Source organism: Corynebacterium sp. HMSC06G04 (assembly GCF_001807365.1).
Classification (GTDB): domain Bacteria; phylum Actinomycetota; class Actinomycetes; order Mycobacteriales; family Mycobacteriaceae; genus Corynebacterium; species Corynebacterium simulans.
In genome coordinates, this window is the sequence record NZ_KV788590.1 from 1 (window position 1) to 12,824 (window position 12,824).

Genomic DNA, 12,824 nt, shown 5'->3' on the forward strand with positions numbered 1-12,824 from the left:
CGGATTGCCCCTACCAACTACGCCGAAACGGCAATAAACGACGGAAACGATATCGCCAGTCTGAATCATCTGAATCGCTTGATTGATCACCGGAAGCAGCGCGACGAACCACTCATGTGGATTGTAGGTGCGCCCATCGATCCCAACCTGAGACACCTTCAACCGCACGACCACAAATACCTTGTGCAAGAGGTTTTCCAATGCCGAAGAGCGCAAGTTGTAAACACGATAATCAGCCCCAATCTCTACTGGGGCCATAAGCTAGGTCGGTTCTCTCAATGCAATCGCAACCCGCTGTTTCACCGGATCGCTGATCAATAAGGCCTTCGATGACACGAATGTTCCGTACCAACCCCTCGTAGAGGATTCATGGCGACTAAACAGTCAGGATTCACAAAGTCGCATGGATACAGCGCTACGCCTCTATCGCAAGCGAGACGCTACGACCGCTGACAAACGAGCGGCCTGCACAAACCTGGCGTACATTCTTGGGGATAAGAGACAATTGTTGAAGACCCATCTGCTCACTAACGGCGAAGCCGCCCCCTTCCAACGTGCAAGGTCCCATATAAGTTTGATATTCGACACAGCAATGACCCAAACAAGGTGATCATGATGGAGCATTTCGCGATTGGGTTTTGGTGGTATCGCGCCACGGTACAGCTCATCGAACGGCTGCTGGAACGATAAAGCAACACACTACAAGACAAAAGTTCATGAAAATTTGGGTAAAAGTATTGCCATCTCTTGAATTCTTCAGTAATTTCCTCAACAAAACCAGATTGACAAGAGAATTAAGGAAATGAAGTTGAAGAATACATTCCAAAAAGTCTTTCCCGTTCTTGTTGTAGCCGCAACAATATTCGCTACCCCCACCGGAAGTTTTGCTCTGGAGACCACCCCAACAGTATCCGCCGCATCCCCAGCTGATAGCACGCAAGACAAAAACTTAGTTGGCAATCAAGCTTTAGCAATCCCTGCAAGCGAGGTATCAGAGTCAACAGATTTTGATACTGCGATGGCCACACTGTCTCACTACCTCGTATATCGGGCGGACGGACAACGCCATTTCGACACCGAAAAAGCCAAAGAAGAAAATGCGTCGCATTATTTACTCGTCGCAGGAGAAAACCTCAACCGCGTAGCCGACAATAACGAGGTCATGATATACAGCCTTGAAACGCGCGACATGCCTGGGTATGGAAACTGGTGCGGCCCAGGGCACAGTGGTCCGGGTGCCCCAATCAATACTCTCGACTCTCTCTGCCAAAAGCATGATAAATGCTATGGCTCGCGAGGATACTTCGCTTGCTCATGCGACAGGGAGCTGGTTCAAGGAATTCGTAAAAACCGGGGCAAATTCAATGGAGTCGGAGAAAACGCGATGGCCCTTGCTATTGCTACATATTTCAATTCCGCCCTGTGCAATCCATTAGCATAGTGGATCCCCAACGGTCCGGGAAGGAGAAAGAAATGAACAGGCACAAAAGCAACAAGAGCCTAAAGTTAAGTAAACTTCTCTCAGCTTTACTCTCAACAACTGCGATTGCGTTCCCGTATCTTTTTCCTTCCATTTTTCCGGAAGGGACCATGCCGTATTTCATCATTACCGTACCCATAGGTGTAGCAGCTGGAGTCCTTGCATACAAAAGCCAATCGTGGTTGCTGGTTGCATTCTCTATTCTTGCCGGATTATCCCCTCTACTGTTCGCTTGGATAATTTGGGTTGTTATCAAGATCATATATTTTGTCACGGGCGGTCGCTTACCCAGCGCTGAATGGCTCTAAAGAATTCAGAGCCGCAGCACACCCTCGGCAAACAAAATATGCATGAAATTTCCAGATCCCGCGCCCCCTACTGCGGTGCGGGCTTTCCGCAGCTTTAACCGTAAAGGTGTCAAAGTGAACTGCTCCCCATAAACCGGACTGAAAAATCAGAAACCAGATTGTGGGGAGTTTTTCTATGCATCCAGCAGCAAGTTGAGCCAAGCTCAGCGTGAACAAACAGTGGAACTATTTGAGCAGGGCTATGGCGCTAGAGCGGTCTCTAATCCTCTCGTCTCATACGCTTCGCTAGGTCTATCCTCCCCGGACGCGGCTGCCCTACTTTCGCCCTCATCACCAAGCTCTGGCGAACAGCACATGTCATGTCAGCGCACCTAAGTTTTCCAACGATCATTTCACTGATAGTCGACCTGCGTTTTAGTGGAAGACCATGCCGCCGTCGACGATGATGGTCTGGCCGGTGATGTAGTCAGAGTCGGAACCAGCGAGGAAGCCGATGATCTTGGCAACATCCTCAGACTCGGAAAGGCGTCCCAAGGAAGTGTCCTTGGTGAACTGCTCCCAGCCCCACCTCGGCGGGCTTGCCAGCGTTTTCTGCGAGTTCCTCAGCAAGACCCTTCATGAGCGGAGTCTTTACGATACCCGGCGCGTAGGCGTTGACGGTGATGCCGTCGTCCGCAAGGTCACGGGCGGTGACCTGGGTCAGGCCGCGCACGGCGAACTTGGGGGAGCTGTAGAGTGGAATGCCCTTGTTGCCCTTGATGCCGGCCTGGGAGGTGGCGTTGATGATCTTGCCGCCGTGACCGAGCTCCTTGAACTTCTTGGCCGCAGCCTGCGTGCCCCACAGGACACCCTTGTAGTTGACGTTGAAGATCTTGTCGACTTCTTCTTCGGTGATGTCCTCGAGCGGGATCTGCGGAGCGATGCCGGCGTTGTTGACGATGACGTCGAAGCCGCCCGCCTCGGCCAGGACGGCATCTACCCCGCGGTTTAGTCCTCGGCGTCGCCGCCGTCCTCAGCACCGTGTCTGAGGATGGCGTCGCCTCGCGCCTCAAGGTTTTTCTGGGTCTTAGCCTGGGCGCGCGCGGCGACGTCAGAACGCGGCGCTGCCTGGATGTAGTGCTGCGACTCGAGGCCTATCTGCAGCTCCTTCGCCCGCAGAACCTCGGCGTCGAGCTTGAGCCCCAAGATCAGCACGGTATTCATAATCCAGACTGCAACGAACAAAGCCAGCACGGTGCTCAGCGCGCCATAGGCGCTCACGCCTGCAAAATGGCTCAGGTAGAGACCGAAGAGCCACCACACCACGACGTTGACAAGCAGCGTCACCACAGAGCCCAAGGTGATCCAACGGAAGCGCGGTGGGCGCACGTTCGGGGCATAGTGATAGAGAACCGCAATCAGCACCATGACCATCACCACCGTCACCGGAAAGCGCAGCCAGTTCCACACAGGAAGGAAAATGCGCAGCAAGAAATCCACGGCGGATTCCAGATGCAGCGGACGCGAGACGGGTTCAATAAGCCCAGTGATGACGGTATCGCGCAGCAGGTTAGCAAAGACCAAAATCACCGCGCCGACCACCAAGAAGATGGTGAGAACCCACATCATCGCCCAGGTACGCAACAGCCCGCGGCCCTCCACGCGGCCATAGACCATGTTGGCGGTGCGCGAAAAAGCGCGGACGTAACCAGAGGCCGAGAACAAGGAAACCAGCACGGATAAAACCAGCGCTATGGTGCCCTTTGCACTCGAGCCAACGATGGTATTCACGATGTCCGTAGCCTGCGCCGAAACGTCCTGCGGCAGATAATCTTGAATGAGCTGCTCAGTCAGCTGCTCCACCTCTTGCTTCCGATTGGCAAAAAGCAAAGTGGCAATCGAATAAACGGCCAGGACGGTCGGGGCAAAAGCCATAAGCGTGAAATAGGTCATCGCCGCGCCGCGGTCGCCCAGCCCCTCAAGGAAATAGTCCGACCATGTCCGACGCAGCACAAGACCCCAGCTCTCCTTGCGCAGGCGGTTTTTACGCGAGAGCGGGTTTCTCTCCGTTTGGTCGATGTCCAGCACCTCAGTGCTGTGCGGGGGAAGAATCTTGGAAGGCTCCTGCTGGCTCATTTCGCCAGACTAAGCACATTCAGCTAGCTGCCAGAGAAGTGACACCCGTGGCACGCCAAGTAGATACTAGGCTGTTATATATGACTGAACGCAGCAATGTTGAATCCTTCGAGCTGGACCACCGCAACGTCAAGGCCCCTTATGTCCGCGTGGCCGGCCGTACCCCGCTGGGAGGCGGCGCCGAGATCATCAAGTACGACCTGCGCTTCTGCCAGCCCAATGAGGCTCACCTCGAAATGCCCACTGTGCACTCCATCGAGCACATGATGGCCAACTTCATGCGCGATTACACCGATAAACTCATCGGTTTTGCGCCGATGGGCTGCCAGACCGGCTTTTATGCCATCACCAACGGCATGGAGCAAGAGGAGCTGCTCAACGCACTCGAGCACGGCCTCGAGGATATCCTCCACGCCACCGAGGTTCCCGCCGCCAACGAGCGCCAATGCGGCTGGGGCGCCAGCCACTCCCTCGAAGGCGCACAGGCAGCCGCCCGCGAGTTCTTGTCCAAGAAGGACGAGTGGCTCGAGGTTATGGCCTAACCTTTATCCGCGGGCCTTATCTACGAAGCCTTCGTGCAGTTGCGCCAACCGCGCGCCCTGCACGGGCTTTCGGCTTAGTACCTCGTCAACGGCCTCGCACTCCTGCGTGCTCAGCGCAGTGACTGCGAGGTTTTCTTTGATCCGTGCGAGGTTCGTCGAACCGGCAATCGGCACCACGTCCTTGGCCAGCAACCAGCCCAGCGCTATCTCGGAGACGTTGCGGTCAGACACTGCTGCCGCCACTTCCTGCGCCAACTGCTTGTTGGCCGCGAAGTTCGCAGAGTGCAAACGCGGCGAGGAAGAATCATCATCTGGCTCGCTGCGGCCTGCCAAAAGCCCCTTCGCCAGCGGTGAATAGGCCATAAACTCCGCGCCCAATTCGCGGGCTAGCGGGATGATTTCTTCTTCTACGTCGCGGCTGAAGATGGAGTATTCATACTCCAGATACGTCACCGGGCAGACCTTGTTCGCGCGGCGAATGGTCTCCGGGCTTGCCTCGCACAGCCCGAAAGCGGCCACGTCACCTGCATCGATAAGTTCTTTCACTGTGCCCGCTACTTCCTCAATGGGCACGTCTTGGTCCACGCGATGCTGCATATACACGTCCAAGCGCTCCCGTTTTAGCCGGCGTAACGAACCATGGGCGCTCGCGCGAATAACCTCCGGGCGCGAGTTCAAAGCGCCGGTGGGCTTTCCTTCCTTAATCTCCCATCCGAACTTGGTGAGGACGCGGGCGCGGTTGCCCAGGGCGTCGCCAAGCATTTCTTCGCCCGTGAAGGGCCCCTGGATTTCAGAGGTGTCGAAGAGCTCTACGCCTGCCTCCACCGCGCCACGCAGGACATCGACCATCTCGGCGCGACGCGGGGAATCGGGATAGGAGTGCGGAGTCATTGAAGTACAGCCAAGCGCGATCATGGACACCACCGTAGCTGCTTCCCTCGTGTGCGTGTACCTCCCTGTGTAAATAACCTCCTCAAACCGGCCCGATTTCCTGCGCTAAATACACACAGAAGTACGGTGCCGAGCGCACAGCGCTCACCACCGCGCGTTCTCGTAGCGGAAATAGTGATGCCACTTCCACGCTGGCGGCAGCAACTGCCCTCCCCCGCGGGCCACGGCGATGACCTGGTCGACTGCAACCTGCAGATGATGTTCAATCATCCCCGCCGTGAAATGCAGCGGCTTCCACCCGCGCTGCACTGCGTCGTTGAGCTTCTGGCGGTCCAGCTCGAAACGCTGGATGCGCTCACCTTTGTGGTACTCGTAGCCATCTATCTCGATTGCGACCTTCTCCTTGGCCAGCACGATATCCCAGTAATACGGCCCGATGCGTTGGTTGTTGGCCACTACGAGGCAGGCATCGGCAAAGGCTTGGGTGAGAAGACGCTCGTATTTGCTATCACTGCCGATGACGCTACGCTGCATAATCCGCCGTGTGCGCGCGGGAAAGCGCTGGAAATCCTCCTTATAAAAGGCCAGCCGTTGGTGGCCACCCTTGCCGTTGCAGAAACGCTCCAAGAACTCGATGGCTTTGTCTTCTTCCACCATCTCCAGCGCTTGCAGCGGATTGCACGCGTTTAGGCCGTTGACCATATATGGGCCCTTGGGTGTGGCGCGCCGCGTGGAGAAATACGCGCAGGTGCGAGCGTGACGTGCCGCCATGAGCTGCAGCGGAAACTCCAGCTTGCGCTCTGTATAGACCGCAACGGCCGAGCCTCCATCCAGCACGGTCCCAGGATAACGCTCGTTCAAAATCCCCGCGAGTTCGCGCGGGGTGGGTTGGCGCGGCAACGCCAGGCCCGGCGTGATGCGCACGGCTTTGCCCTTCGCCACGAGACGGTCAATGGTGCGCGAGTGTTTCCCCCGAATTGGTTGCAGCATCCTCTACTTCCCCCAAGTGTGCGTGCTCCCCCAAGCACACGGATACCTCTCAATGTAAATAGGCCCTCCAATTCGCGCAATTGGAAGGCCGTATTTTCACACAGCGGTACGTCCTGGGGCAGGACGCCCTAAATGGACACCCCAATCCAGACCGGCTCCGGCACGAGCTCTACGCCGAAGCGCTTGGCGACGCCCGCGCGAATCTCGCGCGCCAACGCCACGATGTCGGAGGCCGTCGCGGCCCCACGGTTCGTCAGCGCGAGAGTGTGCTTCGTGGACAAGGTAGCCGGACCAACACCTGGATAGCCCTTGGCGAACCCGGCGCGCTCGATGAGCCAGGCGGCCGAGAGCTTTATTTCCTCGCCGTCCGAGCCTGCGAGGACGGCGTGGCGCGGCATGCGGTCTGCGTCCTCGGCACCGCGTTCGGTGCGCACGATTTCCTGGATGTTATCGGCAACCGCAGAGTCCACGATGGGATTGGTAAAGAAGGAGCCGGCGGACCAAGTGTCGTTGTCGGTTGGGTCCAAGACCATGCCCTTGCCGCGGCGCAGCTGCAGCACCTGCGAGCGCACCTCCGCGACGGGACGGCGCTCGCCCGGGGTCTGTGTGAGCTGGCCAAAGCGCAGCGGCTTGGAAAGCCCATCCGTAGAAAGCTGCAGTTCCACCTCGAGCACGACTGCACGGTGGGTGAACTTCAGGTTGGAGTAGCGATAAGCCAGGTCCAGGTCGGAGGCGGGAACCCACTCATCGGCACCGGTCTCGCGGGTATACAGGCGCACGCGGTTAAGCACGTCCGAGATTTCTGCGCCATACGCACCCACGTTTTGTACCGGCACAGCGCCCGCGGTTCCCGGGATTCCGGACAGGCACTCGATACCGCCGAGGCCCGCCTCCACGGAAGCGGCAACCACTTCGTCCCAGTTCGCGCCGGCTTCCGCGCGGACCACGCCAGTCTCCGCGTCCACGCTCACCTCAGCGAAGTCGAGGACGAGTGCTACGACATCGATGCCCTCATCGGCGACCAAGAGGTTAGAGCCGCCGCCCACCACGACGAAAGGAATAGAAGCTTGATCCAGTGCCTTGACAGCGGAAATGGCGGCGTCGGCAAGCGTGGCCCGCAAACACAGCTCAGGTTTGCCGCCTACGCGCAGGGTGGTCAGGTCTGCGAAGGTGGTCTCCGTGTCGAGGACGAGGCCGTCGATCGCGGAGAGCTTCTGGGTCATAAATTCATCAAGCACGTCTACCAAGGTAGTCTGTAAAGCATGTCAACCCGTAGCGAAAACACCGTAACGATCAATCAGCCCATCGAAAAGGTTCACCAGGCGCTGCTCACGCAGGGTTACTGGGAGCACATTGTTGCTAACCTTTCTCCGGATCCGGGCCAGGTTCATGATTTCACCAACAACGTAGCCATCCTCTTCGAGGTGCTGCCAACCACCCTGCTGCCTGAAGCTGTCCGCGCCATGGTTTCTCAGGACCTGAAGGTCAAGCGTGTCGTCACCATTGGTGAGCTCAACGGCAATGCTGCCGATGTTAAATACACCGCAGACGTCAAGGGAACCCCTGTTGACTTCGGCGGCGACATCGCCCTGACCGGCGAGGGTGATACCACCACCCTGTCCTACGTCAACGAGATCTCCGTGAAGATCCCGATGATGGGCGCTGCCATCGAGCCGAAAGTTGCCGATGCCCTAGGTGAGCTCTTCAATAACGAGGGCAAGCTGACCGAGCAGTGGATCGCTGACAACCTCTAAACGCTACTTTTAACAGAAATGGCCGATCACGCACATAACCTGCGCGCAAGCGCGAGTGCGGGTCGGCCTTTCGGCGTTATTACCCGCGGTACCACCAATCAAAACAGGCTTCGTCGCTGCGATAGGTGGGTCGCCGCACACCCCTCCATCACGGCTTTGCTGCGGTCCGTGGAGGAGCCGCTGGCTCTCGACGTCGGCTATGGCGCGTCCCATTTCACCACCGTGGAATGGGCGGGCTGGCTGCGGCGGGTCAATCCCCGTGTGCGGGTGACCGGCCTGGAGATTGCGCCGGAGCGCGTGCTGCCGCCTCGCGACGGCGTGACCTTCGAGCTGGGAGGCTTCGAGCTGGCGGGGTATCGCCCGCAGCTGGTGCGTGCTTTCAATGTGCTGCGCCAATACGATGTCTCCCAGGTTCCCGAGGCATGGGAAGAGGTTACCTCGCGCTTGGCCCCTGGTGGTTTCTTCGTGGAAGGCACCTGCGATGAGCTGGGCAGGCTATCCACCTGGATCCTGCTCAACCGCGAAGGCCCGCAGAGCCTGCATTTGGCATGGGATCCCTTCAACGTGGAGCGTCCCTCTGACTTAGCGGAACGCCTGCCCAAGATACTTATCCACCGCAACATTCCGGGCGAGCCGATTCATGAGCTTTTGCAGGCCGCCGACCGCGCATGGGATCACGCCGCGGGGTGGGCTCCCCACGGGCCTCGTGTGCGCTGGCGAATGGCGCAACAGGCGATGATTGATGCGGGGCTGCCCGTGCATCCGGTGCGCAGGAGAATGCGCGATAGCGTCTTGAGCGTTAACTGGGAAGTCGTTGCGCCAAAGCTGTGAAGCAGGTTGCCCTCATTGGCGCTGTGAGTTCACATAAGTAACACTGGTAGGTATGGCTCAAAAGAAGACGTCTCTGGCTTGGAAAATACTCATCGGAGTGCTCGTGGCATTCCTCGTTCTCATTTTGCTGGCGGAGTTCGGCCTGCGCTGGTTCATGGGCAACCAAATGAAAGACCAGTTCGCCCAGGCCGCCAAGGACCAAGGAATTGAGTCCCAGGAGGATCCGAACATTAGCTTCGGCACCACTCCTATCCTGCTTGGACTATTCGGTGGCAAGCTCAGCGAAATGAACATGGAAACGCCGTCCACGCTGCAGATCGACGGCACCGAGATCAAGGGCCAGCCGGCTACCAACGTCCACATCGAAGACATGACGCTGTCCGATGACCCGGTGGCAGGCTCCCTCCGAGCTTCCACCAAGGTTCCAGATGATTACCTGTTGGCCACCTTCCAGAAGGGCATCGCAGACGAGTCCGGTAGCGAACAGGTCGGCAACTTGGTGGTCACCAACATCACGGCTAACGACGCCGAGAATCTTCTCGACGTCGAGTTCGCCGGCGGCCTCGCCAATCTCGCGTTGGAGCCGAAGGCGCAGGACGGCAACCTGTCGATCACGGCAAAGAACGCCTCCCTGCTGGGCTTCGACTTGCCGAAGGAAGCAACCGACGCCATCTCTACTGCGCTGCAGAAGGGCATGAAGGATCAGTTCATCGGCGAGGGCTTGAGCGTCGACGAAGTGGATGTGGCTGACGGCGAGCTCAACCTCACCATCACTGGCCAGGACGTGCCGATGAGCGAGCTGGGCAGCGCCGCCAATGCGGCGGGCAAAGGCGCGAAGGAAGGCGCCCCAGCACCCGCGCAACAAGGCCGCTAAAAGGCGTTTTCACTTAGGCTAGCTCGCGGGCCAGACCTCGGCAGGCAACAAACCTGCCGGCTGGCCCGCGAGCTTTTCTTGTAATTGCTCGGCTTGGGCAGGCGAGGAATAGATGAGTTTATCGAAGCCCGCCTGCGTCGCAGCTTGCGCCGCGGTGAGAGCATTCTCGCTCGCGGGAAGGATAAGCCCAAGCTGGGCCGGCTGCGGGCAGGCCTCGCGGACGGTGATGAGATCGGTGAGCAGGCTGGTGGCGTCGCCAAGCAGGGCGTCTACCGCGACCCATACCTCCGCGGCGCCAGACTGCACCGCCAGGCGCGCCTCGGAGGCCTTGATGAGGCTATGGTGGCGGCCGGTGGGATAGCCGGCGACGGTGACCACGTGGGCGGCGCCCTGTGCGGCAAGCACGTGCGTGGGCGCGACGAGCACGGCCTCATCCGGCTGCGCGGCGGCGCGGACGTCGTCGAGAGCGGCGTTTAAGAGATTGCGCATCTTAGTAGCTGTAGTCGCCGTTGACGATGGCCTTGAGCTGCGGGCGGACGTCGAACCAATAGACGCCGGTCACGACTGCGCCAATCCACGGCAGGAAAGAAAACGGCAAGTTCAGCGCCAGCGCGGAAGCTGCCAGCATGCCCACCCAGGTCCACTTGCTCTTGCGGTCGCCGGCACGGTAGGCATCCTCGCGAGTGGTGGCGGCGAGGATGGCGCCAACAATGGCGAAGATGCTCAAGATGGTAAAGAACCACCCGGCTGCGTGGTTGAGAAGGTAAATGATGATGTCCATAGGTATCCCAGCCTAGCGGGCCGGGCCAAACGGATTTTCTTCGCCTTCTGCAATGACCTCGCCGTCGATGATGTTGCCGTTTGCCGAGGTGGAGCCGGAGCGCTTTTCCTTCACGCTGGAAATCGCACTCTCGACGCCCTCGCGGCCTTCCTCATAGGCCGCATTAAAGTCCTTGCGAGCGCGGGCAAAAGCCTCGGAGTCACGCACCTCACCGGCGGCGTTGCTGACGCTTTTTCCAAGGCCGCGGGCGGTGCCGGTGACCTTGTCGAGGAAAGAGCCTTCCGGTTTCGGCTGCTGCGCGTGCTCTGCCTTCACGCGGCTAGAAAAATCCTTGGCGGCTTCCAAGCCAGAAGCGCCCGCGGTCTTCAAAGAATTAACGAAGGAATTAGCCATTATTTTTCTCCTTTAAGCACCAAAGACGAGGTGATTTACGGTGTAGATCACCAATCCTGCCAGTGTTCCCACAACCGTGCCATTCAGGCGGATAAATTGCAGATCCTTGCCCACCAAAAGCTCGATATTTTCGGCGGCTTCGGTGGCGTCCCAGCGCTTGATGGTCTCCGGGATGATGCTGATGATGTCTCCGGCGAAATTCTCCGCCGCCCAGCGCGCGGCCTTATCCACGATTTCATTCGCCTTGTCACGAAAACGCGGGTCCTGCTGAATGCGCACGCCGAAGTTCTGTGCTTCGGTCGCAATTTTGGTGCGCAGGAAGGATTGCGGTTCGCTCGCCTGCTTGGCGACGCCCGCCCTAAAGGCCTCCCACGCCGCCCCCGGCATGGCTTGTACCTGCTCGGAGTTCATCATCTCCTGCTTGATGCCCTCAACGCGGGCGACCATCTCGGGGTCGTCCTGCAAGCGCCGTGCAAACAGCTCCAGGTTGCGACGGATAGACTGCCGCACAGCATGGTTCTTGTCATACTTGACCTCGGAGGCCCACTCCACGATGGCGACGTAAACCTTGTCACCGGCCATGCCGCGGGCGAAGCGGGGAAGCCAAGCCGGCATCTTTTCGTCGACAAGCTCGATGACTTCGGTTTCAAGGGTGAGGACTTTGGCATGCGCCCAGTCAATGAGGTCGTCGACAAGCGGCTCTGCCTTGCCATCGGCGATGTAGCCTTCCAGCAAACGTCCCACCGGCGGGCCCCACTCGGGCTCCAGCATGCGGTCGAGGATTTGGGTGCGGATGAGGTCCTCGGCCTCGGCGGAATCGAAGCTATTGACAGCGCGTGCCAGGATATCGGCCGCCTTCTGCGCGGCTAGCTGCGAGTTAGGCTCCTGGGCCAGCCAGGCGCCGGCCTTTTCGGGAATGTTGTTTTCCGAAATCTTCGCCGAGAGGGCGTCCGGGGTGAGGAACTGCTCCTCCACGAAGGTGCTTAAGGCCTCGCCGACCTGATCCTTCTTCTTTGGGATGAGCGCCGTGTGCGGAATCGGAATGCCCATGGGGTGGCGGAAGATGGCGGTAACCGCGAACCAGTCAGCCAAGCCGCCGACCATGCCGGCCTCCGCGCCCGCGCGCACAAACCCCACCCAAGCCGGAGCATTCGCGTCCTGATGCTGCCACCAGGAACATGCGAAGAAGATGACGGCAGCCAAGATCAAAAGGCCGGTGACACCCCACTGGTACTTGCGTAGCGTGCGGCGACGCTCGGCGACGTCGGCGGGATTGGGGCCTGGTACGGCAATGCTCATGTTGGCTGTGACTCCTTTTGTTGCTCCGTATAACTGTACTAACGGATTCAGCGCGCGGCCTCTTCCCTGGTGCAGATAGGCAAATGAAAAGCGCCCCTAGCCTCCATCGAGGATGGCTAGGGGCGCTTGTGGCAGGAATGCTAAGTTCGCACCAGCTTAGTTGATACGACCGGTCTCAGAACGGTACTGACGATAGTAACGACGACCGTAGTGGATGAGACCAACGCAAGCGACAGCAATGACGACGAGCAGGGCAGCACCGACGATGATGGAAATCTTGGAGCTTTCCTGGCCCACGCCGTACTGGAAGGCACCAGCGCCGAGGCCCCAAATCAGGGTGCCGGCTGCCGGCAGCAGAGAAAGGATCAGGCCCATGCCGACCCAGGTGGAGGTGCGCAGCAAAGAAGAGTGCGGTGCGCCGAAGGATACTGGGTCGTATCCCTCAATGTAAGAGTCCTGGATCTTGCCGGAGAACTCCGGGTAGGTCTCACTTGCGTGATCAGCAACTGCGTGGGTGTTGTCGCTCATGGCTGAAACTTTCTCTCGTTCCTGTTATTCCTGTGAAT

General features: G+C 58.8%; 17 protein-coding genes and 1 pseudogene. 6 read left to right on the forward strand and 12 right to left on the reverse strand.

The window, feature by feature from the left end; all coding sequences use genetic code 11:
• Window positions 1-258 (reverse strand): annotated as a pseudogene (locus HMPREF3158_RS13010) (hypothetical protein); the annotation flags it as partial.
• A 544-nt stretch (window positions 259-802) separates the two neighbouring features.
• Here HMPREF3158_RS13010 and HMPREF3158_RS13015 point away from each other — a divergent pair.
• Entirely contained in the window at window positions 803-1,441 is a 639-nt protein-coding gene (locus tag HMPREF3158_RS13015) for a phospholipase A2 family protein (protein WP_201040627.1), read from the forward strand.
• Between the two features lie 32 nt (window positions 1,442-1,473).
• Window positions 1,474-1,788 carry a hypothetical protein gene (locus tag HMPREF3158_RS01095; protein WP_070456777.1) on the forward strand — a complete coding sequence of 105 codons (315 nt, stop codon included), beginning with the start codon at window positions 1,474-1,476 and terminating at the stop codon, window positions 1,786-1,788.
• A gap of 414 nt (window positions 1,789-2,202) precedes the next feature.
• On the opposite strand, the gene HMPREF3158_RS13065 is transcribed toward HMPREF3158_RS01095, so the two are convergent.
• The 3 genes from HMPREF3158_RS13065 to HMPREF3158_RS01105 are packed head-to-tail and all read right to left on the reverse strand — an operon-like array spanning window position 2,203 to window position 3,903.
• Entirely contained in the window at window positions 2,203-2,322 is a 120-nt protein-coding gene (locus HMPREF3158_RS13065) for an SDR family oxidoreductase (RefSeq protein WP_160330552.1), read from the reverse strand.
• Entirely contained in the window at window positions 2,300-2,755 is a 456-nt protein-coding gene (locus HMPREF3158_RS12335; RefSeq protein ID WP_082778537.1) for an SDR family NAD(P)-dependent oxidoreductase, read from the reverse strand. Before HMPREF3158_RS12335 ends, HMPREF3158_RS13065 begins: the two co-directional genes overlap by 23 nt.
• Before the next feature lie 20 nt (window positions 2,756-2,775).
• A complete protein-coding gene (locus HMPREF3158_RS01105) occupies window positions 2,776-3,903 on the reverse strand; it encodes a YihY/virulence factor BrkB family protein (RefSeq protein ID WP_061920296.1) in 1,128 nt (375 codons plus the stop codon).
• 80 nt (window positions 3,904-3,983) lie between these two features.
• Between HMPREF3158_RS01105 and HMPREF3158_RS01110 the strand changes: the two genes are divergently transcribed.
• Complete coding sequence (locus HMPREF3158_RS01110; RefSeq protein WP_062036065.1) at window positions 3,984-4,445, forward strand: S-ribosylhomocysteine lyase; 462 nt, start codon at window positions 3,984-3,986, stop codon at window positions 4,443-4,445.
• A gap of 3 nt (window positions 4,446-4,448) precedes the next feature.
• On the opposite strand, the gene HMPREF3158_RS01115 is transcribed toward HMPREF3158_RS01110, so the two are convergent.
• From HMPREF3158_RS01115 to HMPREF3158_RS01125, 3 genes are all read right to left on the reverse strand, one after another.
• Window positions 4,449-5,360 (reverse strand): aldo/keto reductase, encoded by a 912-nt coding sequence (locus HMPREF3158_RS01115; RefSeq protein ID WP_070456774.1) that lies wholly within the window; start codon window positions 5,358-5,360, stop codon window positions 4,449-4,451.
• Between the two features lie 120 nt (window positions 5,361-5,480).
• Window positions 5,481-6,326: a PDDEXK family nuclease gene (locus HMPREF3158_RS01120; protein WP_083291021.1), complete on the reverse strand. Its 846-nt coding sequence runs from the start codon at window positions 6,324-6,326 to the stop codon at window positions 5,481-5,483.
• A 128-nt stretch (window positions 6,327-6,454) separates the two neighbouring features.
• Complete coding sequence (locus HMPREF3158_RS01125) at window positions 6,455-7,564, reverse strand: UDP-N-acetylmuramate dehydrogenase (protein ID WP_061920289.1); 1,110 nt, start codon at window positions 7,562-7,564, stop codon at window positions 6,455-6,457.
• A gap of 24 nt (window positions 7,565-7,588) precedes the next feature.
• Here HMPREF3158_RS01125 and HMPREF3158_RS01130 point away from each other — a divergent pair, with 24 nt between their 5' ends.
• Genes HMPREF3158_RS01130 through HMPREF3158_RS01140 form a run of 3 tightly spaced genes read left to right on the forward strand, consistent with a single transcriptional unit; the run spans window position 7,589 to window position 9,785 of the window.
• A complete protein-coding gene (locus HMPREF3158_RS01130; RefSeq protein ID WP_061920287.1) occupies window positions 7,589-8,080 on the forward strand; it encodes a DUF2505 domain-containing protein in 492 nt (163 codons plus the stop codon).
• 18 nt (window positions 8,081-8,098) lie between these two features.
• On the forward strand, window positions 8,099-8,911 hold the full coding sequence (locus tag HMPREF3158_RS01135) for a class I SAM-dependent methyltransferase (RefSeq protein ID WP_061920285.1): 813 nt from the start codon (window positions 8,099-8,101) through the stop codon (window positions 8,909-8,911).
• 52 nt (window positions 8,912-8,963) lie between these two features.
• On the forward strand, window positions 8,964-9,785 hold the full coding sequence (locus HMPREF3158_RS01140; RefSeq protein WP_061920283.1) for an LmeA family phospholipid-binding protein: 822 nt from the start codon (window positions 8,964-8,966) through the stop codon (window positions 9,783-9,785).
• Between the two features lie 18 nt (window positions 9,786-9,803).
• Here HMPREF3158_RS01140 and HMPREF3158_RS01145 read toward each other — a convergent pair whose 3' ends face one another.
• The 5 genes from HMPREF3158_RS01145 to HMPREF3158_RS01165 form a co-directional block, all read right to left on the reverse strand.
• A complete protein-coding gene (locus tag HMPREF3158_RS01145) occupies window positions 9,804-10,274 on the reverse strand; it encodes a hypothetical protein (protein WP_061920281.1) in 471 nt (156 codons plus the stop codon).
• A gap of 1 nt (window position 10,275) precedes the next feature.
• Window positions 10,276-10,566: a DUF2516 family protein gene (locus HMPREF3158_RS01150; protein WP_062036080.1), complete on the reverse strand. Its 291-nt coding sequence runs from the start codon at window positions 10,564-10,566 to the stop codon at window positions 10,276-10,278.
• Window positions 10,567-10,578: 12 nt separating this feature from the next.
• Window positions 10,579-10,959 (reverse strand): hypothetical protein, encoded by a 381-nt coding sequence (locus tag HMPREF3158_RS01155; protein ID WP_062036082.1) that lies wholly within the window; start codon window positions 10,957-10,959, stop codon window positions 10,579-10,581.
• Between the two features lie 12 nt (window positions 10,960-10,971).
• Entirely contained in the window at window positions 10,972-12,258 is a 1,287-nt protein-coding gene (locus HMPREF3158_RS01160) for a DUF445 domain-containing protein (RefSeq protein WP_070496988.1), read from the reverse strand.
• Window positions 12,259-12,414: 156 nt separating this feature from the next.
• Entirely contained in the window at window positions 12,415-12,786 is a 372-nt protein-coding gene (locus tag HMPREF3158_RS01165; RefSeq protein WP_062036087.1) for a hypothetical protein, read from the reverse strand.
• Window positions 12,787-12,824 lie beyond the last annotated feature (38 nt).